The organism is Flavobacterium plurextorum, assembly GCF_024638035.1.
GTDB classification, from domain to species: domain Bacteria; phylum Bacteroidota; class Bacteroidia; order Flavobacteriales; family Flavobacteriaceae; genus Flavobacterium; species Flavobacterium plurextorum.
Genome location: NZ_CP100442.1, coordinates 888763 through 915135, shown reverse-complemented (window position 1 = coordinate 915135; position 26373 = coordinate 888763). Strand labels below are relative to the sequence as shown.

Annotated in this window: 22 protein-coding genes and 1 pseudogene; 17 read left to right on the top strand and 6 right to left on the bottom strand. The window is 34.3% G+C overall.

What is annotated here, in order from left to right; translation table 11 throughout:
• Positions 1-52 precede the first annotated feature (52 nt).
• The gene (locus tag NLG42_RS04285) at positions 53-445 is read right to left on the bottom strand and encodes a Fur family transcriptional regulator (protein WP_257683087.1); all 393 of its coding nucleotides are present in this window, start codon (positions 443-445) and stop codon (positions 53-55) included.
• 94 nt (positions 446-539) lie between these two features.
• Here NLG42_RS04285 and NLG42_RS04280 point away from each other — a divergent pair, with 94 nt between their 5' ends.
• The 7 genes from NLG42_RS04280 (at position 540) to NLG42_RS04250 (ending at position 7596) form a co-directional block, all read left to right on the top strand.
• Entirely contained in the window at positions 540-893 is a 354-nt protein-coding gene (locus NLG42_RS04280) for a MerC domain-containing protein (RefSeq protein WP_099717900.1), read from the top strand.
• 11 nt (positions 894-904) lie between these two features.
• The gene (locus tag NLG42_RS04275) at positions 905-1810 is read left to right on the top strand and encodes an NAD(P)/FAD-dependent oxidoreductase (protein ID WP_257683086.1); all 906 of its coding nucleotides are present in this window, start codon (positions 905-907) and stop codon (positions 1808-1810) included.
• A 257-nt stretch (positions 1811-2067) separates the two neighbouring features.
• Complete coding sequence (locus NLG42_RS04270) at positions 2068-4329, top strand: TonB-dependent receptor (protein ID WP_257683085.1); 2262 nt, start codon at positions 2068-2070, stop codon at positions 4327-4329.
• 161 nt (positions 4330-4490) lie between these two features.
• The gene (locus NLG42_RS04265; protein WP_257683084.1) at positions 4491-4955 is read left to right on the top strand and encodes a thioredoxin family protein; all 465 of its coding nucleotides are present in this window, start codon (positions 4491-4493) and stop codon (positions 4953-4955) included.
• Between the two features lie 18 nt (positions 4956-4973).
• Complete coding sequence (locus NLG42_RS04260) at positions 4974-6146, top strand: lycopene cyclase family protein (protein WP_257683971.1); 1173 nt, start codon at positions 4974-4976, stop codon at positions 6144-6146.
• Positions 6147-6163: 17 nt separating this feature from the next.
• A complete protein-coding gene (locus NLG42_RS04255; protein WP_257683083.1) occupies positions 6164-6961 on the top strand; it encodes a tetratricopeptide repeat protein in 798 nt (265 codons plus the stop codon).
• A gap of 224 nt (positions 6962-7185) precedes the next feature.
• Positions 7186-7596, top strand: a complete 411-nt coding sequence (locus tag NLG42_RS04250) for a BrxA/BrxB family bacilliredoxin (RefSeq protein ID WP_099717906.1) — start codon at positions 7186-7188, stop codon at positions 7594-7596.
• A 153-nt stretch (positions 7597-7749) separates the two neighbouring features.
• On the opposite strand, the gene NLG42_RS04245 is transcribed toward NLG42_RS04250, so the two are convergent.
• The 3 genes from NLG42_RS04245 to NLG42_RS04235 are packed head-to-tail and all read right to left on the bottom strand — an operon-like array spanning position 7750 to position 13447.
• Positions 7750-9117 carry a TolC family protein gene (locus NLG42_RS04245; RefSeq protein WP_257683082.1) on the bottom strand — a complete coding sequence of 456 codons (1368 nt, stop codon included), beginning with the start codon at positions 9115-9117 and terminating at the stop codon, positions 7750-7752.
• On the bottom strand, positions 9110-12283 hold the full coding sequence (locus NLG42_RS04240; protein ID WP_099717908.1) for an efflux RND transporter permease subunit: 3174 nt from the start codon (positions 12281-12283) through the stop codon (positions 9110-9112). The genes NLG42_RS04245 and NLG42_RS04240 overlap by 8 nt, the downstream gene beginning before the upstream one ends.
• A gap of 18 nt (positions 12284-12301) precedes the next feature.
• Positions 12302-13447 (bottom strand): efflux RND transporter periplasmic adaptor subunit, encoded by a 1146-nt coding sequence (locus NLG42_RS04235; RefSeq protein WP_089058019.1) that lies wholly within the window; start codon positions 13445-13447, stop codon positions 12302-12304.
• Between the two features lie 319 nt (positions 13448-13766).
• On the opposite strand from NLG42_RS04235, the gene trhO reads away from it, so the two are divergent.
• From trhO to NLG42_RS04190, 9 genes and pseudogenes are all read left to right on the top strand, one after another.
• On the top strand, positions 13767-15125 hold the full coding sequence (gene trhO / locus NLG42_RS04230; protein ID WP_089058020.1) for an oxygen-dependent tRNA uridine(34) hydroxylase TrhO: 1359 nt from the start codon (positions 13767-13769) through the stop codon (positions 15123-15125).
• A gap of 23 nt (positions 15126-15148) precedes the next feature.
• Positions 15149-15575: pseudogene (gene tnpA, locus NLG42_RS24545) on the top strand (IS200/IS605 family transposase).
• A gap of 128 nt (positions 15576-15703) precedes the next feature.
• Positions 15704-16945: a peptidase U32 family protein gene (locus tag NLG42_RS04220; protein ID WP_257683081.1), complete on the top strand. Its 1242-nt coding sequence runs from the start codon at positions 15704-15706 to the stop codon at positions 16943-16945.
• Positions 16945-17175: a ferredoxin gene (locus NLG42_RS04215; RefSeq protein WP_042563582.1), complete on the top strand. Its 231-nt coding sequence runs from the start codon at positions 16945-16947 to the stop codon at positions 17173-17175. Before NLG42_RS04220 ends, NLG42_RS04215 begins: the two co-directional genes overlap by 1 nt.
• Before the next feature lie 177 nt (positions 17176-17352).
• Positions 17353-18717: a PSP1 domain-containing protein gene (locus NLG42_RS04210; protein WP_089058023.1), complete on the top strand. Its 1365-nt coding sequence runs from the start codon at positions 17353-17355 to the stop codon at positions 18715-18717.
• On the top strand, positions 18701-19180 hold the full coding sequence (locus NLG42_RS04205) for a gliding motility lipoprotein GldH (protein ID WP_089058024.1): 480 nt from the start codon (positions 18701-18703) through the stop codon (positions 19178-19180). The genes NLG42_RS04210 and NLG42_RS04205 overlap by 17 nt, the downstream gene beginning before the upstream one ends.
• Before the next feature lie 9 nt (positions 19181-19189).
• Positions 19190-21496 carry a penicillin-binding protein 1A gene (locus tag NLG42_RS04200; protein ID WP_257683080.1) on the top strand — a complete coding sequence of 769 codons (2307 nt, stop codon included), beginning with the start codon at positions 19190-19192 and terminating at the stop codon, positions 21494-21496.
• A 168-nt stretch (positions 21497-21664) separates the two neighbouring features.
• Positions 21665-22363, top strand: a complete 699-nt coding sequence (locus NLG42_RS04195; RefSeq protein WP_089058026.1) for a CoA transferase subunit A — start codon at positions 21665-21667, stop codon at positions 22361-22363.
• 87 nt (positions 22364-22450) lie between these two features.
• Positions 22451-23107 (top strand): 3-oxoacid CoA-transferase subunit B, encoded by a 657-nt coding sequence (locus NLG42_RS04190; RefSeq protein ID WP_257683079.1) that lies wholly within the window; start codon positions 22451-22453, stop codon positions 23105-23107.
• Positions 23108-23815: 708 nt separating this feature from the next.
• Here NLG42_RS04190 and NLG42_RS04185 read toward each other — a convergent pair.
• A complete protein-coding gene (locus NLG42_RS04185) occupies positions 23816-24346 on the bottom strand; it encodes a DUF6646 family protein (protein WP_089058028.1) in 531 nt (176 codons plus the stop codon).
• Between the two features lie 46 nt (positions 24347-24392).
• The gene (locus NLG42_RS04180) at positions 24393-25127 is read right to left on the bottom strand and encodes a metallophosphoesterase family protein (protein ID WP_089058029.1); all 735 of its coding nucleotides are present in this window, start codon (positions 25125-25127) and stop codon (positions 24393-24395) included.
• Between the two features lie 140 nt (positions 25128-25267).
• On the opposite strand from NLG42_RS04180, the gene dinB reads away from it, so the two are divergent.
• Positions 25268-26350, top strand: coding sequence for a DNA polymerase IV (gene dinB / locus NLG42_RS04175; protein ID WP_257683078.1), 1083 nt, complete (start codon positions 25268-25270; stop codon positions 26348-26350).
• Positions 26351-26373 lie beyond the last annotated feature (23 nt).

The window sequence follows — 26373 nt, the reverse complement described above, 5'->3', positions numbered from 1 at the left end:
ATATAGGTATAAATTATATTCGCAGAACAATATTTTTAGGCGAGTCTAAATATTAGATGTTAGAATTTAAACAATTTGGACATAAACCTGATAATGTAAAATTTATCTCGTTTACTTTATAATTATGCGGCATAATATAGCTTGGCTTTACATTTTCAAGGCACGTAATTTCATGACAGCTTTCACAGCTAAAATGGGCATGATTATGAATGTGTACACGCTGATGCGAATGATTGCATTTTGCATATTTTACGGTGCCGTCTAGATTCGAAATTTTATGAATAATATCATCATTAACCAAACGATCTAAAATTCTATATGTAGTAACGCGATCACATATATCGTTCAATTGTTTTTGAATTTCGGTATGCGACAGTGCTGTTTTAGATTTCTCAAAAATCTCTAAAACGGCTGTCTTTGCTGTAGTATTGCGCGTGGTTTTCATTTTATTTATAAATTAAAAAATTAACGCAACAATGTTGCAATTGATTTTAATGTGTATATTTGCAACAAAATTGCATTAAGCAAAAATACGAGAAATGAAGAAAACAACAACATCCTTTTACGATATTTTAGGAATTTCGAGTGCGACTATCTGCCTGGTTCATTGTTTAGTTTTTCCGCTTTTAACCATTTTGCCTTTAGGTTTAAGTCACAACCCAATTATCGATTTATTATTTGCTTCAATAGGTTTATTTGCCATCTTCAAAATTATTAAAAAATCTGCTCTTTTAGTCTCAACAATTCTAGTTGTTTCAATGATGTTGATTTGGATAAGCATTTTAAGCGAACTGCTTTTAGATGTGCATTCGGATTTAATTTATTTGGGAGGTGTTGGAATGATTCTCGGGCATTTGATCAATTATAAATTACACAAAAAACAAAATCATTAAAAAGCAGTCTTATGAAACAGAAAAATTTTGATGTGATTATCGTTGGCGGCAGTTACAGCGGTTTGTCAGCGGCAATGAGTTTAGGACGTTCTCTACGTCAGGTTTTGGTTATCGACAGTGGTTTGCCTTGTAACAGACAAACACCGTATTCTCATAATTTTATTACGCAGGATGGCGAAAAACCGGCTGTTATTTCGGCGAAAGCCAAGTTGCAAGTTGATCTTTATAAAACGGTTCACTTTTACAACGGACTTGCGGTAGAAGCGGTTAAGAGAGATAACGGATTTGAAATCTCAACGGAATCTGGTGAAGTTTTCAGCTCCAGAAAAGTTTTGTTTGCAACTGGCGTTAAAGATTTGCTTCCTGAAATTAAAGGTTTTGAAGATTGCTGGGGAATTTCAGTTTTACATTGTCCGTATTGCCATGGTTATGAAGTTAGGAACGAAAAAACAGCAATTATTGCTAATGGTGAAATGGCTTTTGAATATGCAAAGCTGATTTCGAATTGGACAAAAGATCTTAGATTATGCACGAACGGAAAATCAACTTTGACTTTAGAACAAATTGATGCTTTAAAAAAACACGGTGTTAGCGTATTTGAGGATGAAATTGTGGCTTTTGAGCATACAAATGGATATGTAGAGTATATTATCTTCAAAAACGGTGAAAAAACGGCTGTAAAGGCTGTTTATGCGAAACCGCCTTTAGAACAACATTGTTCTTTGCCAATAATATTAGGTTGTGATTTAAACGAGCAAGGTTTGTTAAAAGTAGATGCAATGCAAAAAACAAATATTGCTGGTATTTATGCAAGTGGTGATTGCACGGTTCAAATGCGATCTGTTGCAATGGCAGTTTCTACAGGATCGTTTGCCGGAGCTGTGATTAATAAGGAACTTATTGATGAGGATTTTTAATTGATATTTCGAAAATCTTTCGCGAAGCCGCAAAGCTTTATTAAAAAAGCTTGAAAGGAAAATACTTTGTGTCTTCGCGGCTTTGCGAGATTTAAAAAAAGATGTTTTCAATAAAAAAGCGCTTCCAGATTCTTGTCTTTATACTTTTAAAATAAAAATATAACATCTTGACATGATTTGAGTTGTAAAAATAAAAATTCAAAGTCGTTATTTGTCAAATTTAATTTTTAGTTTTGTCTAAATTTAATTTTACCACGATGAAAAATTCAATTTGGATATTGATATTATTTAATTTACACTTTTCTTTTGCACAAGAAACTACAAAAGTATCGGGTTTTATATCTGGAGAAGGAAGGAAAATACAAGCCGCAAATGTTCATTTATTAGGTTCGAAGCAAAAAACGGTTTCAGATAGTTTGGGATTTTATGCATTCGAGAATGTTGCTTTAGGAAATTACACCATTCAGATTTCTCAAATGGGATTTCAGACTTTAAAAAAGAAAATTGAGGTAACTAAAGATTCTATTCAATCTTATGATTTTGAATTGACGGATAACGAGAATCAGCTTAATGAAGTTGTAGTTTCTGGGACTTTAAAACCTGTAAAGCGTTTAGAAAGTGCTGTTCCAGTTGAGGTTTATTCGCCCGTTTTCTTCAAGAAAAACCCAACACCAAGTATTTACGATGCACTTCAAAATGTAAATGGCGTTCGTCCTCAGCTTAATTGCGGCGTTTGCAACACGGGTGATATTCATATAAATGGTTTAGAAGGACCTTATACTTTGGTTTTGATTGATGGAATGCCAATTGTAAGCAGTCTTTCGACAGTTTACGGTTTGTCAGGAATACCAAATTCGCTGGTCGAGAGAATTGAAATTGTAAAAGGTCCCGCTTCTTCTCTTTACGGAAGCGAGGCGGTTGGCGGATTAATTAATATTATCACTAAAAATCCAATAAATGCACCTATGTTTTCAGCAGATTATTTTACCACAACTTATCTTGAGAATAATCTTGATTTGGGTATGAAATTTAATGTTGGAAAAAAAGCAACTTCACTTTTAGGAATTAATTACTTCAATTATGATCAGGTTATCGACAAAGACAAAGATAATTTTACAGATGTGACGCTTTCTGATCGTATTTCGGTTTTTAATAAATGGAGTTTTCGTCGAAATAATAATCGTTTATTTACCATCGCAGCACGCGGAATGTATGAAGATCGCTGGGGCGGAGATGTAAGATGGGAGAAAAAATATCGCGGCGGCGATGAAATTTACGGCGAAAGTATTTATACAAAAAGAGGAGAGTTGATAGGAAGTTATCAATTACCGTTTGAAGAGAAACTAATGCTTTCTTTCTCTGGAAATGTGCATTATCAGGATAGTCGTTACGGAACAACTTCGTATATAGCAAATCAAAAAATTGGTTTTCTGCAATTGACTTGGGATAAAAAAATAGGAAGAAATGATTTCCTTGCCGGAATTGCCACTCGATATTCTTATTATGATGATAATACAACGGCAACAAAAGAAGCGGAAAGTACTTGGCTGCCCGGAATTTTTGTTCAGGATGAAATCACAGTTTCTCCAAAAAGTCAAGTTTTGTTGGGAGCGCGATATGATTATAACTCCATTCATGGTTCGATTTTTACGCCAAGATTTGCTTATCGCTTAAAAGCAAATGAAAATACTATTTTTAGATTGAATGCCGGAACAGGATTTCGAGTTGTGAATTTATTTACCGAAGATCACGCAGCGCTTTCAGGTTCTCGAGATGTTGTGATTCAGAATGATTTGAAGCCAGAACAATCTGTAAACGTTAATTTCAATTATATTCAGAAAATTAATTTCGGAAACGGAACATTTATGGGAATTGAAACGACTGCTTTTTATACACGATTCAGCAATAAAATAATTTCAGATTATGAAACTGATCCTAACAAAATCATTTATGATAATATTGATGGATATGCCATAAGTCAAGGAATCAGCACTAATGTTGATGTGAATTTTACAAATGGATTGAAATTTATTCTTGGCGCGACTTTCTTAGATAATAAAAATGTTGAAGATGGAATTTCTGCACGTCCTTTTTTAACAGAAAACTTTACAGGAACTTGGAGTATTTCGTATAAAATTGAACCTTGGAATTTGTTATTAGATTATACAGGAAATGTTTACAGTCCAATGAAACTGCCTTTGCTGAACGAATATGATCCAAGAAATCCAAACTCGCCTTGGTACAGTATTCAAAATATTCAGTTTACGTATACAGGATGGAAAAATTTTGAACTTTACGGAGGTGTAAAAAATCTGCTTAATTTTACTCCAATGCAGAATAATCCGTTTTTGATTTCGAGAACAAATGATCCTTTCGATAAAAATGTACAATATGATTCGGCTGGAAAAGTATTGGTTACACCTGATAATCCATACGGTTTAACTTTTGATACGACTTATGTTTACGGGCAAAACCAAACTATTCGCGGTTTTATAGGATTGCGATATACTTTGAGATAAATTTATAAGACGCAGATTAAAATGATTTTTTCTAATTGTCACTCTGAGCGAGGTCGAAGGGCTTGTCAATTGGAGCGAGGCTTCGACTTCGCTCAGCCTGACAATTGCTAATCAATCATATAAAAAAAAACTTTTTTAATCTGTGGCAAAAAAACAAAACAATGAAAAAGCTATTTTTCTTAATTTGCTTGTTAGGAATCACTTCAACAGGATTTTGCCAGTTAAAAAGCAGAACTTTTGAAGAAGTGGATAGCTTACAGCAAATTAAAAAGCGAAAAATTATTGTCTTTATTCATACTGATTGGTGTCAGTTTTGTCAAAGAATGAAAGCAACAACTTTCAAGAATAAAGAAATCGTTGAAACGCTGCATTCAAATTTCTATTTCATTGATTTTAATGCCGAAGAGAAACGCAATATTGCTTTTAATAATCAAATATTTAAGTACAAACCTTCGGGGAACAATATTGGTGTTCATGAATTGGCTTTGCAGCTTGGAACGATTAATGACCAAATTGTATATCCAGTTTTGTGTGTTTTGAATGAGAATTATGAAATCATTCTTCAGTATAACAACTATTTAAACCCGAAAGATTTTAAACTTCTTTTAGAAAAATTGGAAGAATAAAATTTCTTATTTTTGAGAATGAATTCTTCGCAAATCAAACACTTCGATTATATTTTTACGGGAACTGGACTGGCTGCTTTGATGACAGTTTACAAAATGATTTTAACTGAAAAATTTTCAGATAAATCTATTTTGCTGTTAGATCAAGATTCAAAGAAAAGAAATGACAGAACTTGGTGTTTTTGGGAAAAGGAAGATTCAATTTGGAATCCTATTATTTCAAAACAGTGGGATTTTGCTTTGTTTGCCAATCAAGATTTTAAACGGGATTTAGATCTTAGTCCTTATACATACAATAAAATCAATGGATTATATTTTTATGATTTCGTTTTTGAAGTTATTACAAATCAGCCAAATGTTACTTTTTCGAATGAGAAAGTTACCGATATAAACGAACTCGAAACTCATGTTTTTGTGGGTACAGAAGAAAATAGATATACAGGCAGCTATTTATTCAACAGTATTTATAAAAAGGCTTTCGCCGAAAGTCAAAATAAATATCCCGTTTTACAACAGCATTTTGTGGGTTGGTTTGTGAAAACAGAAACTGAAATTTTTAATTCCGAAAAAGTCACTTTTATGGATTTTTCGGTAGAACAAAAAGGAAATACTCGATTTATGTATGTTTTACCGACTTCTAAAACCGAAGCTTTGGTCGAATATACTTTGTTTTCAGAGAAAAGACTTTCAACAGCAGAATATGAAAGTGAAATTCAAGTTTATTTAGAAAAACTCGGAATTCATAAGTATGAAATTATAGAAAAAGAACAGGGGAGTATTCCAATGACTTGTTATCCTTTTTGGAAGAAAAACACGAAAAGGGTTTTAAACATTGGAACTGCCGGTGGATGGACAAAAGCAAGTACAGGTTATACCTTTAAAAATTCGGATAAAAAATCTTCAGAATTAGTAGATTTTCTTCAAAATGAGAATTTTAAAATGATAGATTTTCATAAGAAAAGCCGATTTTGGTTTTATGATTTATTGCTTTTGGATATTTTGTATCGTCACAATGAATTAGGAAGTTCTATTTTTTCTTCTTTATTCAGAAAAGGAAATCCACAATTGATTTTTAAGTTCTTGGATGAAGAAACAAGTTTTTTAGAAGATGTTAAAGTTATTTTAAAGTGCCCAAAACTTCCATTTATAAAAGCGTTATTTAGAGTGACTTTTCTTTCAAATAAGTCTTAACGCAAAACTTTAAACCATTGAAAAAAATTATTCTGAGTTTCAGTTTTTTTATTTCCATTTTTACTTTTGGACAAGTATCAATCAATAAGGTTCGAGATGCTATTGTTGTCCAAAGTCTTGACAGTTGTGCTTATAAATACAATTATGTTTTTCAAATGTCTGAATGGCAAAGTTGTATTGATGAAGGACTAAAAAAAGACAGCACAATTGCTTATTTGTGGCAGCAAAAAGCAATGCCCTATTTTAAATGTAAGAAATACGAAGTTGGAATGGCTTATTTAGACAAAGCTGTTCTTTATAATAAACAGGAATGGCTTCCTTACAGAGCTTTTATAAAATGCATATTTGCAAAGACCTACAAAAGTGCGATTTCAGATTTTGAAGAATGTATCAAACTCTATGGAAATACTTATGTAATGGATCATACGTATAGTTTTTATATGGGGCTTTGTTATTTGCAATTGAACGAATATGAAAAAGCGGAAAAGCTTTTTGATGATTATGTAAATGATATTTATAAAAACAGACAGCAATTGGAGCATCCAACAGCTTACTTTTATCAGGGAATTGCTAAATATGAACTTAAAAAATGGGATGAAGCAATTGCTATTTTTGATAAGGCAATTAAAATCTATCCCGAATTTTCAGACGCAAAGTATTACAAAGCGATTTGCTGGTTGAAACAAGGTAAGTCAAGAGAGGAAGTTGTGGCTTTGGTAGGAATTGCCAGAGAAGATGCTGCTAAAGGGTTTTCTCTTAATGAAGACAATACAGTTTACGAAACCTATCCGTACCAAAAGAAATTCAGTAAATAACAACTGAAAAAAATCATATTATGTCTTTGTTAACGAGTTTGTTGTGAGTTTTATCTTTTAAAAAAGGTATTGTTTTAAGATTTGGTTTTGACTTCCGACTTTATGACTTTACAACTTTTGACTAAATCAATCGAACTATAACAAAACTTTATACTTCAAATTAAGTAGTTGCGAGTAAACTTTGTAACTTTGCAGTTCAAAAGTAAAATTTAAAAATAAAAAATATGTATCCAGAAGAAATGGTAAAACCAATGCAAGCTGAATTAACTGTTGCAGGTTTTCAAGATTTACATAGTGCTGAGGCTGTAGATAATGCTATCAAAGCTGAAGGTACCACTTTAGTTGTTGTAAACTCTGTTTGTGGTTGTGCTGCAAGAAATGCGCGTCCGGGAGCAAAAATGAGTTTAGAAGGTGCTAAAAAACCAGATCATCTTATTACAGTTTTTGCTGGTGTTGACAAAGAAGCTGTTGATGCTGCAAGACAACATATGTTTCCATTTCCTCCATCATCGCCATCTATGGCTTTGTTCAAAAACGGAGAATTGGTTCACATGTTAGAGCGCCACCATATCGAAGGTCGCCCAGCTGAAATGATCGCTGAGAATTTGCAAGATGCGTTTAACGAGTTTTGTTAATTTAAGGGACTAAGGTTCTGAGTTGCTGAGGCTCTAAGGTTTTAGGCTCAAAGCGGCAAAGATACAGAGGTACAAAGATTAACAACAAAAGCACTATGAAAATAGTGCTTTTGTTGTTTTATAACGTTTTTAAAATCTCAGTACCTTAGAACCTTAGAGGTTCCATCCTCCGCCAAGTGCCTTATACAACTCCACCATTGAGCTTAATTGTCTTTCAGATAATTGAGAAAGGCTTAATTGAGCCTGAAACAAGTTGCTTTCGACATCTAAAACTTCTAGATAAGAAACATAACCGCTGTCGTATCTTTCGTAGGACAGTTTATAATTTATTAAAGCCGCTTTAACTTGTTTGTTGCGCGCTTCCCATTCTTCTTTATACGTTTTGATGTTTTGAATGGATTGCTCTACTTCGGTAACGGCAGAAATATATGTTTTTTGATAGGAAAATTTGAGTTCTTCGGCCTGTTGTCTGTATATTTCAACTCTTCGTTTGTTTCTTCCAAAAGCAAATATTGGACCTGCGATTCCGGCTGATGCATTCTGGGAATAGGAACTTCCTAAAAATAAATTGCTTAAATCGGCACTTGCAAATCCTGCAATTGCGGCAAGGTTTAGAGAAGGAAAGCGCATAGCCTGAGCTGTTCCGATTCTTTCATTTGAAGCTTTATACTTTAATTCTGCCGCTTTTACATCTGGTCTGTTTTCTAATAAAGAAGAAGGAATTGATAATGGTATTTCGTTTACAATTCGCAATTCGGTATTAGATTTTCCTCTTGGAATTTCTGTTGGAAGCTGCCCCGTAAGAAGAGAAATTATATTTTCCTGATAGGTAATTTGTCTTTTGATATTCGGAATAGCAGCTTGTGCTATGGCAACTTGTTGCTCAATTTGCACTTTATCGACCTCAGAGATATAACCGCTTTCAAATCTCTTGCTTATAATGTCATAATATTTCTCTCTAGTAGAAAGAGTGTGTTTTGCAATTTCTAATTGATCGTCAAAGTTTCGCATCTGAAAATAAGCTGTAGCGATGTTACTTACGATATCAGACAGAACAACTTTTCGAGCTTCTTCTGTCGCAAGAAGTTCGTTTTGTACAGCATTATTCTCATGGCGATATCTTCCCCAAAAATCAATTTCCCACGACATACTAGCCCCGACATTCGATGGTGTTAAGTTTTTCTCGTTGCTGTTTATGGTTGCTCCGTATTGAAATGAAGGCAATAAATTTGTTTTAGAATATCCTAATTCTGCTCTAAGCTGATCAATTCTGGCGACTGCAATTTTTAAATCATAATTATTTTGCAGTCCTTTTGTAATCAGATCTTTTAAAACATCATCATTAAATAGATCAAACCATTTTAAGTTGGTTACCGAAGCCAAAGTATCTAAATTTCTTTCGTTTTTATAAGAATCTGACTTTAGCTGTTCTGGTTTAGTATATTTTGGCCCCACCATACAGCCCACCGGTAATAGTGAAAGTATAAATATAACTACGATTATTTTGTATTTCTTAATCATGGTCTGTAGTTTTTGAGTCCATATTATTTTCAGTTGTTACGATCTCATCATCTTTCTTTTTACCGATGTTTTCAATCATTACAAATAAGCCGGGAACAATTAATACACCTAAAACGGTGGCGATTAACATACCGCTGAATACTGCCATTCCCATTACAATACGAGCTTGAGAACCAGCTCCTGTAGCAGTTAAGAGCGGAACAACTCCAAGAATAAAAGCAAAGGCTGTCATTAAAATTGGTCGAAAACGAAGTTTTGCCGCTACCATTGCTGATTCATAGAGAGGTTTTCCTTTCTCATATTCTTCTTTGGCAAACTCGACAATAAGAATGGCATTTTTGGCGACTAATCCAATTAACAATACTAATCCAATTTGAGCAAAAACGTTGTTGACATATGCATCGCTTCCAATTCTGGCTAAAAGTAGTCCTAAAAATGCACCAAAAACGGCAAAAGGCGCACCAAGTAATACACTAAAAGGCAGTTTCCAACTTTCGTATTGTGCGGCTAGAATTAGAAACACAAAAACTAACGCCATTATAAATACTGAACTTCCGCCGGGCGAATGTTTTTCTTGATACGAAAGGTTGATGTAATCGTAGCCCATATCTGCCGGCAAGGTTTGCTTGGCGACTTCTTCTAACGCTTCTAGAGCCTGCGCACTACTGTAGCCGTCATTTGGACTTCCGCCAATTTCGGCTGATCTAAAAAGATTTAAACGATTGGTGAAATCTGGTCCCATAACTTTTGTGGCCGTAACTAATGTGGATATTGGGAGCATATCGCCATCATTGTTTTTGATATAAATTAAATTTAGATCTTCAGGTTTTACTCTATTAACGGCTTCACCTTGTATGAAAACTTTATATTGACGCCCAAAACGATTGAAATCATTTACATAGCTTCCTCCTAAAAATGCGCCTAATGCTTCCGTAACTTTCGAGACGGGTACACCCAGCTTCATAGCTTTGTCATTATCAATATCAAGTTTAATCTGCGGAGAACCAGCATTAAAAGTGGTGTAAATACGTTTTATTTCTGGTCGCTGTTGAGCTGCAGCTATAAAAGCCTGAGTTTGTTCGGCTAAATATTGCGGAGTGTTACCGCCTTTATCTTGCAGCATTAAGCTAAAACCTGCAGATGCACCAAGACCTTGAATTGCAGGAGGACCAAATCCAAATACAGAAGCAGTCGTTATTTGAGTTGCAAATTTTTTGTTTATTCTGTCTACAAATTGTTTTGAGGTTTCTTCTCTTTCTTCCCAAGGTTTTAATGAAATGAAAACGAATGCACTATTAGGCTGGTAAGAATTGGTAAGCATACTAAATCCATTTATTGTAGTGTAGGAAAGTATTGATTTCTCTTCTTTTAATAAGCTGTCCACTTTTCTAGATACTTCGTCAGTGCGTTGTAATGAAGATGCCGGCGGTAAAGACATATTGACTAACACATAACCTTGATCTTCTTCGGGAATGAATCCTAACGGAATTTTTTTGCCAAGTAATACAACGGCAGCTAGAATAACCGCCAGTAATACAACAATTCGCATTGATTTTTTAGCAAAGAAAGTAGCTCCTTTTATGTATCTGCCTGTTACTTTTTCGAAGATTCTATTAAATCCAGTAAAAAACTTAGCTAACCAGCCCGTTTGTTCTTCGATTGGTTTTGTTGGTTTTAACAACATGGCACATAAAGCGGGACTTAAAGATAAGGCGCTAAAAGCAGAGAATGCTACAGAGACGGCAATGGTTATGGCAAACTGCTGATAAAAACGACCAGTAATTCCCGGAGTCATTGCAACTGGCACAAATACAGCAATCAAAATTAAGGCAATTGCGATTACAGGGCCAGATACTTCGCGCATTGCCTGAATTGTTGCTTCTCGCGGATTTTTTCCTTTTTCGATATGATGAACTACAGCTTCTACCACAACAATGGCGTCATCGACTACAATACCAATCGCGAGCACTAACCCTAAAAGTGAAAGTGTGTTTATAGAAAATCCTAATAACGGGAAAACAGCAATTGTGCCTATTAAAGAAACGGGAACTGTTATTAAAGGAATTAATGTAGCACGCCAGTTTTGAAGGAAAATAAAAACAACCAGAATTACCAGTATAATGGCTTCAAAAAGGGTATGAACAATATCATCAACTCCCGCGGTAATGGCAAGAGTCGTATCTAGAGATTCTTGATATTCTATGTCTTGTGGGAATTTTTCAGACAATTTTTTCATGGTGCTTTTGGCTAGTTCAGCCACTTCAAGAGCATTACTGCCCGGCATTTGATAAACTGCCATTACTGCACTTGGAGAACTGTTACGACGTGCAGATGAACTATAATTTTCAGTTCCCAATTCAATTCTTGAAATGTCACTGAGTAAAACCTGAGCACCGTCTTTTTTACTTCGAACAACGATTTCTCCAAATTGTTTTTCAGTAACTAAACGATCCTGCAGCGTAACACCGTAAGTAAATTCGGTTCCGGGCGGAGCAGGCTCAGCTCCAAATTTTCCTCCGGGACTAATCATGTTTTGAGCATTCAATGCATTTTTGACATCATCTACAGTAACGCCCAGTTTGCTCATTACATCTGCTTTTAGCCAAATACGCATCGAATAATCACTTCCTCCAAAAAGTGAAACCTCTCCAACACCTTTTATACGTGCCAATTGATCTACAATATTGATACTGGCATAATTATTTAAAAATTTAGCGTCATATTTCGGATTGTTTGATGTCACCGTAAATAACATCATCGGGAATGAAAGGGATTTTTTTACCACAACACCTTGTTGCTTTACACTTGCAGGCATAAAAGGTGAAGATTGATTCTGCCTGTTTTGCGTAAGCATATTGGCATTATCCAAATTGGTCCCTACATCAAAAGTTACCTCAATAGTACAAGCTCCATCAGAAGTATTGGTAGATTTCATGTACAGCATATTTTCTACACCATTTACCTTTTGTTCAATTGGTGTAGCAACAGCTTGTTCAACATTCAAGGCGTTAGCTCCTGTAAAACTTGTAGTGATTTTTACAACAGGCGGATTGATGTCTGGGTATTGTGAAATAGGCGTTTTTTGTAATGCCAGTAATCCAAGTATCACAATAATAATACTTATTACAATAGCAACGATTGGTCTGCGAACGAAAAATTCTCCCATAATACTGTGTTGTATAAATTATTTAGCTGCTCCAGCCTCAGTCTGACCTAATTCCCATTGTACTATTTTTGGTGTAATAACACTTCCGTTTTTTAATAATGAAGTGCCTCCCATGGCAATTTTATCTCCAGGTTTTAAACCGTCTTCAATAACGTATCCATCTTTTACAGACGGACCCGGTTTTACAATCTGCATATTGACTTTATTGTCTTTTCCAAGAACATAAACTTGATAAATTCCTTGAACTTCTATCACAGCTCGCTGCGGAATCACGATGGCGTTTTTACGAACATCTGTAAGTAATCCGACTTTTACATATTGGCCGGGACGCAATAATTTATCAGGATTTGCAAATGAAGCTTCAAATGTTATTGCACCAGTAGAAGGGTCAATTTGTCTGTCGGCAAAACTAACTCGACCGCTTTCAGGGTAAGTTGATCCGTCTGATAATTTTAAAGAAACAACTGCGCCAGTTCCTTTTAAAGGAGAGTCTGGTTTATTAAATTCTCTAAAAAGACGAAGAAATTCTTGTTCGCTCATTGTAAATCGAACCCTTACATCTCCCAAATCAGAAATTGTATTTAGAACAGATGCCGCGCCAGGTCTCACGTAATCGCCGACTCTTACTTTAGATATTCCAATTAGACCTGAAATTGGAGCTAGAATTTGGCAATAACCAAGTTCAATTTTTGAGTTTTCTAAAGACGCTTGTGACGCTTTAATCTGAGCCTGAGAAGCATTATATGCTGATTTTGCCGAAATTAGTTCTCTCTGGCTGACAGCATTTATCTTGGCTAATGGAGCAATCATATCTAAGTCAGCCTTGGTTTTTGCCAAACGCGCTTGTGATTCTGCCAATGCTCCCTCAGATTCGTTAACTTTTGCTTTATAAGGCAATGGATCAATGGTATACAATAGTTGACCTTTGGTTACAAAACCACCTTCCTTAAAATTCATACTTATAATAACGCCATCGACTCGCGGATTTATTTGAATATCTGATTGCCCATAAGTTTGTCCAGTATATTCAGATTCAACTTTTACATCCTGATTCAAAACTGTAAGGATTGAGATTTCTAATGGTTTGGGCGCTGGCGGAGTTTCTTTTTTACAGGCTGAAAGAAAGAAAAGGATTAGAATTGCCGAGAGGTAAATTTTGTTCATTTTTAATTTATATTAAGATGCATTAATATTCAACTAATTAAAAACCAATTAAGTCCATAGCTAAGTTAACATTTTTTTAATAAAAAAGTATAAAAAGTGTATTTCATTTTACTTCACGTTGTTTGGTTTGTATTTATTTGATAATCAGTAATTATTAGGGTTTTTGATAAGTAGTAAAGAAAAAACACAGGAATTGATCTGATTATTTAATAAAAAAAACAGATAAAATGTTAATAGAATTTTTAATCTGAAAATAAACCTTATTTTTGCAGCAGATTTAAAAAATCACATATATTCTTAACTTAAAACTGTTTATAGCATGCAACTGTACAACACTTTGAGCGCAGAAGAAAGAGCCATCATGATCGATGATGCAGGTAAACAACGACTTACGTTGTCTTTCTATGCGTATGCAAAAATTGAAGATCCCAAAAAATTTCGCGATGATTTATTTTTAGCCTGGAACGCACTCGATGCTTTAGGTCGAATTTATGTTGCCAATGAAGGAATTAATGCTCAAATGAGTATTCCTGAAGAAAATTTGGAGGCTTTTAGAGCAACTCTTGAAGTTTATGATTTCATGAAAGGCATTCGTTTAAATGAAGCTGTAGAACATGATGACCATTCCTTTTTAAAATTAACTATTAAAGTTCGCCATAAAATCGTTGCAGACGGTTTAAATGATGATACTTTTGATGTAACAAATATTGGCGTTCACTTGAAAGCCAAAGAATTTAATGAAATTTTAGATGATCCAAATACAATAGTTGTTGATTTTAGAAATCACTACGAAAGTGAAGTAGGTCATTTTAAAAATGCTATTACTCCAGACGTTGAGACTTTTAGAGAAAGTCTGCCAATTATCAACGATCAGCTTCAAAATCATAAAGAAGATAAAAATCTAGTAATGTATTGTACCGGAGGAATCCGTTGCGAAAAAGCAAGTGCTTATTTTAAACACCAAGGATTTAAAAATGTATTTCAATTAGAAGGCGGAATCATCAATTACGCTAAGCAAATTGAAGCTGAAGGTTTAGAAAGCAAGTTCATTGGAAAAAACTTTGTATTTGATAATCGTCTTGGCGAAAGAATTACAGATGATATTATTTCGCAATGTCACCAATGCGGAAAACCTTGTGATAATCACACAAACTGCGAAAATGACGGATGTCATTTATTGTTTATTCAATGTGATGATTGCAAAACCGCTATGGAAAATTGCTGTTCTACAGAATGTTTGGAGATTATTCATATGCCTTTAGTAGATCAAGTAAGATTGAGAACTGGAAAGCAAGTTGGAAACAAAGTGTTTAGAAAAGGAAAATCTGAAAATCTAAAATTCAAGCATTCAGGAGAATTACCAAATTCAGCTTTGGGTGCCGCAGAAAAACCAGTTGATATTCGTCAGAAAGTAAAAGTAAAAAAGGTACTTCTTGGAAAAGCAGAACATTACTATGTAAAAGCACAAGTGGCACAATTTACTATTGAAAACCAAGAGTTAAACAGCGGAGATAAAATCTTAATTTCTGGACCAACAACTGGTAATCAGGAAATGATTTTAGAAAAACTGATTGTCGATGGAGCTGAAACTACAACAGCTAAAATTGGTGATAAAGTTACTTTTGAGGTTCCTTTTAGAATTAGATTGTCAGATAAATTGTATAAAATTGTGAATTAGCAAAATTTTATGCTAATTTATATATCTTACATTCCTTTATCAAATTATGGATTCATGTAATATGGGCAGCCAAAAATCGTCAGGAATTAATTGATTATCCAATTGAGAAAAACTTATACGATTGTATTCGAGAAGAGTTAATTGAACTCGGATGTTCTGTTAGAATCATAAATGGAATGCCTGATCATGTGCATGTTTTGTTTTTACAAAATCCGCAAAAATCTATTTCAGATATCATAAAATAAATAACAAGGAAGTTCTTCTCATTTTATAAATAGAGGAGAACTTATCCTTGAAAAATTTGCTTGGCAGACTGGCTTTGCAGCTTTCTCTGTTAGTGAATCTCGGTTAGATGCTGCTTACAATTATATAAAAAATCAAAAGCAACATCATTTTAAGAAAAATGGGAAAGATGAATTTGATGCGTTTCCTGTGGTTTCAACCGCATGAATACAACGGATATCGACAATGATTATTAATACTTCTAAGAATAATTTTTAAAATATAGACTATGATATAAATCATAGGAATCTAATCTATACCCACATTATTTTTGTCATTTGAATAATAAATCAAAAATGACACTTACCAACAAAATTGAACTCATGGCTCCCGCTGGGAACTTTGAGTCACTTCAGGCTGCTTTAGATAATGGTTGTGATTCCGTATATTTTGGAGTTGAACAGCTGAATATGCGTGCAAGATCAACAGTAAATTTTACCATTGAAGATTTAAAGGAAATTGCGAATCGATGCGATGCAAAAAATGTTAGAAGCTATCTTACATTAAACACGATTATTTACGATCACGATTTATCTGTTGTAAAAACATTATTGAACAAAGCCAAGGAAGCCAATATTACGGCGGTAATTGCTTCGGATCAAGCGGTAATTGCTATGGCAAGATCAATTGGAATCGAAGTTCATATTTCAACTCAGTTAAATGTAACGAATATTGAAACCATAAAATTCTACAGTTTATTTGCAGATACAATGGTTTTGAGTCGAGAATTAAGCTTGCGTCAAGTAAAGAATATTACGGCTCAAATTGAAAAAGAACAGATAAAAGGTCCAAATGGAAATTTAGTCGAAATCGAAATTTTTGGACACGGTGCTTTGTGTATGGCAGTTTCGGGGAAATGTTATTTGAGTTTACATTCGCATAATTCATCTGCGAATCGTGGTGCGTGCAAACAAAACTGTCGAAAAAAGTATACCGTTATCGATCAGGAAACTGGTTTTGAAATCGAACTCGATAACGAATACATGATGTCGCCAAAAGATTTATGCACGCTGGATTTCTTAGATCAGGTTATCGATTCTGGAATTCAGGTCTTAAAAATTGAAGGACGTGGTCGCGCGCCAGAGTATGTAGCAACAGTTATTAAAACCTATCGTGAAGCTATTGATGCATATTATGATGGAACTTTCTCCAAAGAAAAAGTAACAGTTTGGATGCAGGCTTTAGAAACCGTTTATAATCGCGGCTTCTGGTCAGGATATTATTTAGGTCAGGAATTGGGAGAATGGAGCGCTATTCCAGGATCTGCAGCAACACAGAAAAAGGTTTATGTTGGAAAAGGAACACATTACTTTCCAAAAGCCAACGTAGGACAATTCAAAATAGAAGCGTACGATATTAAAATTGGTGATAAAATTCTTGTAACCGGGCCAAGCACCGGCGCTCAGGAAATGATTATTGACGAAATGTTTGTAAATGATCTTGAAGCCGAAAAAGCAACAAAAGGAGACGATTGTACTTTTAAACTTCCGTTTAGAATCAGAATGTCGGACAAATTATATAAAATTGTTGAATCGTAATGGTTATTGTTACTTTACAAAGAGATAAATGCATAGGCTGTAATTACTGCGTCGAAATGGATCCAGTGCATTTTCAAATGTCAAAAAAAGACGGTAAGTCAGTTTTGATTCATTCTGTAAATGCAAAAGGGTTTTTTACATTAAAATCGCCTAATCATACTATTGTTGAAAGCTGCGAATTAGCGGCAAAAGCTTGTCCCGTTAAGATTATAACGGTAAAAGAGACATAGATATATTCAGCCTAAAAAAAGCTTAAAAAAACCTATTTTGTGTTAAACAGAACAGGTTTTTTTATTTTAGACGTCTTATAATTCAAACGATAAAAAGCAAAATAAAAAAAATACTATCTTTACCGATCAAACGTTTATGAACTTAAGTTGCTTTTTTGCAACACTACATATATAATTATGGCATGTACAAGTTGTTCAACCTCTGATGGCGGCGCACCAAAGGGTTGTAAAAATAATGGGACTTGCGGCACCGATAGCTGCAATAAATTGACGGTTTTTGATTGGCTTTCGAACATGAGCCCGTCTAATGGAGAGGTGATTTTTGATTGTGTTGAGGTTCGTTTTAAAAACGGACGTAAAGAGTTTTTTAGAAATTCAGAAAAATTAAGTTTAAGTATTGGCGATATTGTAGCAACTGTTGCTTCGCCGGGACATGATATTGGAATTGTTACTTTGACAGGAGAATTAGTTAAAATTCAAATGAAGAAAAAAGGAGTAAATCCGGATAGTAACGAAGTTCCGAAAATTTATAGAAAAGCGTCTCAAAAAGATATTGATATTTGGTCTGTAGCACGTGATCGTGAAGAACCAATGAAAGTTCGTGCACGTGAATTGGCAATTCAGCATAAACTTGAAATGAAGATTTCAGATATTGAATTTCAAGGCGATGGTTCAAAAGCTACTTTTTATTACACGGCAAATGACAGAGTCGATTTTAGACTTTTAATTAAAGATTTTGCAAAAGAATTTAGTACAAGAGTTGAGATGAAACAAGTTGGTTTCCGTCAAGAAGCTGCTCGTTTGGGTGGAATTGGATCTTGTGGAAGAGAACTTTGCTGTTCAACTTGGTTAACAGATTTTAGAAGTGTCAACACATCGGCAGCACGTTATCAGCAGCTTTCATTGAATCCGCAGAAATTGGCAGGACAATGCGGTAAATTAAAATGCTGTCTAAACTATGAGTTAGATACGTATATGGACGCATTGAAAGATTTTCCAGATTACGACACTAAATTAGTGACTGAAAAAGGAGACGCAATCTGCCAGAAACAAGATATTTTTAAAGGATTAATGTGGTTCGCTTATACCAATAATTTTGCAAATTGGCATGTTTTAAAAATTGATCAGGTAAAAGAAATTATAGCTGAGAATAAACAAAAGAATAAAGTTTCTTCATTAGAAGATTTTGCAATTGAAGTAACTTCAGAACCTGAAAAAGACTTTAATAATGCAATGGGTCAAGAAAGTTTAACTCGTTTTGATCAGCCGAAAAGAAAGAAAAAACCAAGTCGCAAGCGTAAGCCAAATGCTGAAAATGCGATTGTTGCAGCTCCTGAAAAAGCACAGCAAGCAAATAATAAGCCTGCTGGAGGAAATTCGAATAAGCCAAACAAACCAAACAATTCGAATAAGCCAAATCATCAGAATAAGCAGCAGAATCCGAATAAAGGAAATAACTCGAATAAGCCAAATTCAAATGAAAATAAAACGGCTGAACCTAGAAAACCTATAATTATTACAAAAAATGAGAATAAAAAATAGCGGAATTCTTTTTTTGGCAGCGATACTTCTTTTTTCGTGCGATAAAAAAAGAGTATTCGATGAGTATAAATCTGTTGGAAGTGCTTGGCATAAAGACAGTATTATAACTTTTGATCTGCCAGTTTTAGATTCTACCAAAAAATACAATTTGTTTGTAAATTTGAGAGACAATAACAATTATCCGTTTAATAATCTGTTCTTAATTGTAGCTTTAGAAACACCAAGCGGTTTTACAAAAGTGGATACTTTAGAATATCAAATGGCAAATCCTGACGGAAGTCTTTTAGGAAACGGTTTTAGTGATATTAAAGAAAGTAAACTTTTTTACAAAGAAGATGTAAAGTTTAAAGGAACCTACAAAGTTCATATTAAACAAGCGGTTAGAGAATCAGGAAAAATACCTGGTGTTGAAGCTTTAGATGGTATTACAGATGTAGGTTTTAGAATAGAACAAAAAGATTAGAAAATAGTTATGGCTGCTAAGAAAAACAATCAAACAAATAGCGTAAAAGATATTAATTATTATAAAAAGAAGTTCTGGAGAGTTTTTGCCTATTCCTTATTAGGTATTCTAGCTTTCTTTTTATTTGCTTCTTGGGGACTTTTTGGCTCAATGCCTTCATTTGAAGATTTGGAAAATCCAGATTCTAATTTGGCAACTGAGATTATTTCTTCTGATGGAGTTGTAATTGGTAAGTATTTTAAAACCAATAGATCACAGCTTAAATATTCAGATTTGCCAAAAAGTTTAGTTGAAGCTTTGGTTGCAACCGAAGATGCTCGTTTTTATGAACATTCAGGAATCGACGGACGCGGAACTTTAAGAGCGGTATTTAGTTTAGGTACAAATGGAGGTGCAAGTACATTAACACAACAGCTTGCAAAACAATTATTTCACGGAGAAGGTTCTAAATTTCTTCCTTTTAGAATTGTACAAAAAATAAAAGAATGGATTATCGCCATTCGTCTGGAACGACAATATACCAAAAATGAAATTTTGGCCATGTATTGCAACGTTTACGATTTCGGAAACTATTCAGTAGGAGTTAGTTCTGCCGCACAAACCTATTTTTCAAAAGATCCAAAAGATTTAACTATGGACGAATCGGCTATTTTAGTCGGAATGTTCAAAAACTCAGGATTATACAATCCAGTTCGTAATCCAGAAGGAGTAAAAAATCGTCGTAACGTAGTGCTTTCTCAAATGGAAAAAGCAAAAATGATTACCGAAGCTGAAAAACTGAGATTACAAGCTTTGCCAATTTCATTAAAATTTAAGTTAGAAAGCCACCGTGAAGGAACGGCTACTTATTTTAGAGAATACCTTCGTGATTATATGAAAAAGTGGGTTGCCGAAAATAAAAAACCAGATGGATCAGATTATGATATCTACAAAGACGGTTTAAAAATATATACCACTATTGATTCTAGAATGCAGTTACATGCTGAAGAAGCAGTTTCTGAGCACATGAAAAATCTGCAGCAGCAATTTTTTATTGAAATGAAAACCAATAAAAATGCGCCTTTCGTAAACATTACGCAAGCTGAAACTGATCGTATCATGATGCAGGCAATGAAAAATTCGGTTCGCTGGGCTCAGATGAAAGACATGGATAAAAGCGAAGATGATATTATTGCTTCTTTCAAAGTAAAAACAAAAATGCGCATCTTTACTTGGAAAGGAGAACGTGATACGGTAATGACTCCATTGGATTCTATTCGTTATTTCAAGCATTTTTTACAATCAGGTATGATGGCTATGGAGCCGCAAACTGGAAACATTAAAGCGTGGGTTGGAGGAATTAATTATAAATATTTCCAATACGATCACGTTGGGCAAGGAGCAAGACAAGTTGGTTCTACTTTTAAACCTTTTGTTTATGCAACCGCTATTGAACAATTAAACATGTCTCCTTGTGATTCAATTCTTGATGGACCATTTATGATTCATAAAGGACGTCATAATGTTACAGCAGATTGGGAACCAAGAAACTCTGACAACAGATACCGCGGAATGGTAACTTTAAAGCAAGGTTTGGCAAACTCTATCAATACGATTTCTGCAAAATTAATTGATCGTGTCGGACCAGAAGCTGTTGTAGAGTTAACGCATAAATTAGGTGTAAAAACCGAAATTCCTGCACAACCATCTATCGCACTTGGAGCCGTAGATATTACAGTTGAAGATATGGTTGCGGCTTACAGCACATTTGCCAATCAAGGAGTTTATGTGAAACCACAATTTTTAAGCCGTATTGAGAATAAAAGCGGTGAGGTTATTTACGAACCAATTCCAGAATCTCATGACGTTTTGAATAAAGATATTGCTTTTGCTGTAATCAAATTATTAGAAGGAGTTACTGAAACTGGTTCTGGTGCACGTTTGCGTACAGAAGGCGGAGGAAGCGGAGATAACCGTTGGACAGGATATCCGTATATGTTTAGAAATCCAATTGCAGGTAAAACAGGAACAACGCAAAATCAATCAGATGGATGGTTTATGGGAATGGTTCCAAATTTAGTAACTGGAGTTTGGGTAGGTTGCGAAGATCGTTCGGCTCGTTTTAAGAGTTTAACTTACGGACAAGGAGCAACAGCGGCATTACCAATTTGGGGTTATTTCATGAAACTTTGTTATGCTGATCCAGGACTTCAAATTTCTAAATCAGAATTTGAGCGTCCAGCAAATCTTTCTATAAAAGTAGATTGCTACAGTAGACCTGCCGTTGTAAAAGACACAACACAGACAGAACAAAATACAGACGAATTCGAGTTGTAATTTAGTCTCTTTTTATAATATAAAATATCCTTTTGCAGCTTTCAAATTTGAAAAATGTAAAAGGATATTTTTTTTGGATGGGTTGATTTTATTTTTTACGAAATCGATATAAATTAATCTAAAAATCTTATTTTTATCAAAAATATACGATAATAAAGACCCTTTGTTATGATAACAAAAAAAGTAAATAATGTTCAGGAAGCAATTGATGGAATAAAAACAGGAATGACAATTATGTTTGGCGGTTTTGGTCTATGTGGTATTCCTGAAAATACTATTGCGGCTTTAGTAGAAACTACAATTTCAGATTTAACTTGTATTTCGAACAATGCCGGAGTTGATGATTTTGGTTTAGGATTGCTTTTGCAGAAAAAACAAATCAAAAAAATGATTTCATCTTATGTGGGAGAAAATGCTGAGTTCGAGCGTCAGATGCTTTCAGGAGAATTGGAAGTAGAGTTAACTCCGCAAGGAACTTTAGCAGAACGCTGTCGTGCAGCACAAGCTGGAATTCCTGCTTTCTTTACGCCTGCTGGTTACGGAACCGAAGTTGCTGAAGGAAAAGAAGTACGCGAATTCAACGGTAAAATGCACATTATGGAAGAAGCTTTTAAAGCTGACTTTGCTATTGTAAAAGCATGGAAAGGTGACGAAGCTGGAAATTTGATTTTTAAAGGAACGGCCAGAAACTTCAATGCTTGTATGGCGGGTGCAGGGAAAATTACAATTGCAGAGGTTGAAGAATTAGTTCCAGTTGGAACTTTAGATCCAAATCAAATTCACATTCCCGGAATTATGGTACAGCGTATCTTTCAAGGTGAAAAATTTGAAAAAAGAATCGAGCAGCGCACTGTTAGAATTAGATAATTAGAAAATGTGATAATTAGATAATTATTAAGATAGTGCAACGTTTGGCATTATCTAATTGTCTAATTTCCAAATTGACACATTATTATGGGACTTAGTAAAGAAGATATCGCAAAACGAATTGCGAAAGAAGTAAAAGACAGGTATTTTGTAAATCTAGGAATTGGGATTCCAACCTTGGTTGCAAATTACGTCAGAGAAGATATTGCAGTTGAATTTCAAAGCGAAAACGGCGTTCTTGGTATGGGACCTTTTCCTTTTGCCGGAGAAGAAGATGCTGATATTATCAATGCAGGAAAACAAACCATAACCACACTTCCGGGTGCGAGTTTTTTCGACTCCGCTTTTAGTTTCGGAATGATACGTAGTCAAAAAGTTGATTTAACTATTTTAGGTGCAATGGAAGTTTCAGAAAATGGAGATATTGCAAACTGGAAAATTCCGGGTAAAATGGTAAAAGGAATGGGAGGTGCAATGGATTTAGTGGCTTCCGCCGAAAATATCATCGTTGCTATGATGCATGTGAATAAAGCAGGAGAATCAAAAATACTAAAAAAATGTACTTTGCCATTAACTGGCGTAGGATGCGTGAAAAAGGTTGTAACTGAGTTAGCGGTTCTCGAAGTAACAGAAAAAGGTTTTAAGCTCTTAGAAAGAGCGCCAGGCGTTTCTGTCGAGCATATCATTGCTTCAACGGAAGCCGATTTGATTATTGATGGAGAAATTCCTGAAATGGCAATTTAAAAAATGCCACAAAGTCACAAAGACCCTAAGTAATTTTTAAAAAGCAAAACTGTCTATTTTGTAGACGGTTTTATTTTTTGTAACGTTTTTTTTTAGATTATATTACACGGTAATCTTTCATATCTACATTTGCCTTGATTTAAAAATACACACATTTGGAAAAATTTGAAATAGATATTAAATGGGGAAGTTATTTCTTCATAATAAATACAGCAACTTCGAATTTTATAGCATTGTTAATGTTTTTGATAGATGTTCGGAGTTTATTATATCTGTCGAACATTCTTATACCGATTTTTATAATTCAACTGCTTTATTTTACCATTAAAGCTTTTAGAGAAAATAATGAAAATGGTTTAAGTAAAGGTTTTCGGAAGTTCTTTGTTTTCATTAGGGTTTTGATATTCTATTTCTTTCTGATGTCATTTGTAAATTGGGCTCCGAGTATAGGTATAAATTACTCTTCCTTATTGATTTATCATCGAAAAAAAGACCTTTCCGAATTTTTGATTGATGAGGATTCAAATGAAGATTACTCCACGACATTAAATGACTTTATTTTTATGTTAAAAAGAAAACTTAGACTAGTATCAGAAATTTAGATATAAAAGAAAAAAACCGCCGATAAGGCGGTTTTTTTCTTTTTAAAAACTTTGTCCCTTTGTCCCTTTGTCCCTTTGCCACTTTGAGCCTTTGGAACTTAAAAGCTTAATCTAAATTGAAAGAAGCTCCTAAGCTAAAAGTCGTTTGATTATTTAAGTGATCAAAAACACCATCATTACTTCCGTATTTTGCAATTGGAAATCCAATTTCAGTAAAAACTCCAAAACCATCGGTAAAGAAATAACGTCCGCCAATGTGACCTCCAAAATTATGTAATCCTAGGCTTAAACCTGGATAAACATCTAATTGTTCTACACCAATAACACTGCTTAAATTAGCATTAATTCTTGCTTTAGCATCAAAACGATCTTGAAAATCTGGTTTGTAATCGTTGTAAGGAGTTGGATTGTTATGGTAAAAGCCAGTAAAATTATCTACACCAAGTAAATAATTGGCAACAAAACCAAAAGAGAAATTTTCTCCTAAACCAAAATCTACAGACCCTTGAATTCCTGAACCTCCATCTTGTATATTAGCACCAACGTTTACTTTGATATCTCCTTTTCCTTTAAAAGCCTGCTGCGCCTGAGTAAACCCAAATGTTACTAAAAACAAAAATGTAATAACCTTTTTCATAAAACTTAAATATTAATTATTGAGTGCAAATTTAATTTTTTAGGTGCTAATTCCTACCTTTTTCATCGGAATATAATTCGTTCAGCGGATCACTCTGCCAGAATTCTTTAGTATCAATGTCCATAATTGTCAACGGACCTTTGAAAGCAGCACCAGTGTCAACATTCCAAACACAAGCCCTTTGTACAGGAACAGTCTGTCCAATTCTGGTAACAGGAGTATGCCCAATATAGATTTCTTTATAAACTGTAAAACGCTTCGGATAGTACAGATCATCTGGTTTTAAGTTTGGATCTAATGAAAGCGCGGTTTCCCATAATGTTCTATCCCAATAAAAAAGTTTCGGAAAGTATTCCCAAACAACACCGTTTAAATTAGTAAAACCAGCATGTACAAATAGACGATTTTGATCATCTAAATAATAATCCTTAAGTGCTTCTAAAAAAGCAATATGTGTTTTCTTTTTTTCTTCAGATACTTTAGCGTAGCCTTCAACAGTAGCTCTTCCGCCATGTTTGTACCACATTTCTTCATCAAGGTCATCATGTCTGTTTTCAAGCCATTCTAGAGCCAATTGATCGTGATTTCCTCTAATGCAGATGCAGTTTTGTTTGCTTTTTAGATCAATCAAATAATCAATCACTTCTGCTGACTGACTCCAGCCGTCAACATAATCACCTAAAAATATAAGAGTATCTTTTGTAGTAACTTGAGCTTTTTTCATCACTTGCTCAAGTGCGAGTAATCCTCCGTGTATGTCGCCTATAACAAATGTTCGCATTTTAAAAAATTTCGGGTATTAACTACAAAAATAATTAAAATGATTTGTTTGGAATCATTTAGTTGTTAATCTTTAAAAATTGATACTATTTATAACAGTAGAAGCTCTCTAGTTATAGGTTTCCTGTTTAAATTTGCATCATGTCAGACTCGTCAACATATCGAAAAATTATTCATATTGATATGGATGCTTTTTATGCTTCTGTCGAGCAGATGGACAATCCGATGCTGAGAGGAAAACCTGTAGCAGTTGGAGGCTCAGAGAATAGAGGAGTGGTTTCTGCAGCAAGTTATGAAGCTCGAAAGTTTGGAGTTAGAAGTGCGATAAGCGGAGTTTTGGCCAAGAAATACTGTCCAGATATTATCTTTGTTCCTCTGAGATTTGATCGATATAGAGAAATCTCTAGTAAAATTCATAAGATCTTTCATGAATACACAGATTTAGTTGAACCGCTTTCGCTGGACGAAGCTTATCTCGATGTTACTCAAAATAAAAAAGGAAATCCCAGTGCAAGTTTATTGGCACAAGAAATTCGATTTAGGATTTTAAATGAAGTTGGTCTAACCGCTTCGGCTGGAATATCAGTTAATAAATTTGTTGCTAAAATTGCCAGTGATATCAACAAGCCAAACGGACAAAAAACGGTAAATCCGGATGAAATTTCGAGTTTTCTAGAAGAACTGCCTATTCGAAAGTTTTATGGTGTGGGAAAAGTCACAACAGAAAAAATGTATCAGTTGGGCATTTTTACAGGATTAGATTTAAAAAACAAATCGCTGGAGTTTCTTGAAAAACATTTTGGCAAGTCAGGGACTTTTTACTACCATGTTGTTCGAGGAATTCATAACAGCGAAGTAAAAGCATCTCGTATAACTAAGTCTGTCGCGGCCGAACATACTTTTGATGTGAACTTGTCTTCTGAAATTTTTATGCTGGAGCAGCTTGAAAAAATTGCCGCTTCACTAGAAAGGCGATTGAAAAAGCATAATATTTCAGGAAAAACAGTTACACTAAAAATAAAATACAGCGATTTTACACAGCAAACTAGAAGTAAAACTCTGCCTTATTTTATTTCAGATAAAAGTTTAATTATCGAAATTGTTGAAGAATTACTATATCAAGAAAAAATGAAAGATTCAGTTCGACTACTGGGGATTTCTTTAAATAATTTAAATACCGAAGAAAAAAAAGCAGTTGTTGTACAGTTAAAGTTTTCGTTTTAAGAAGATTAATAATTGATTAAAAT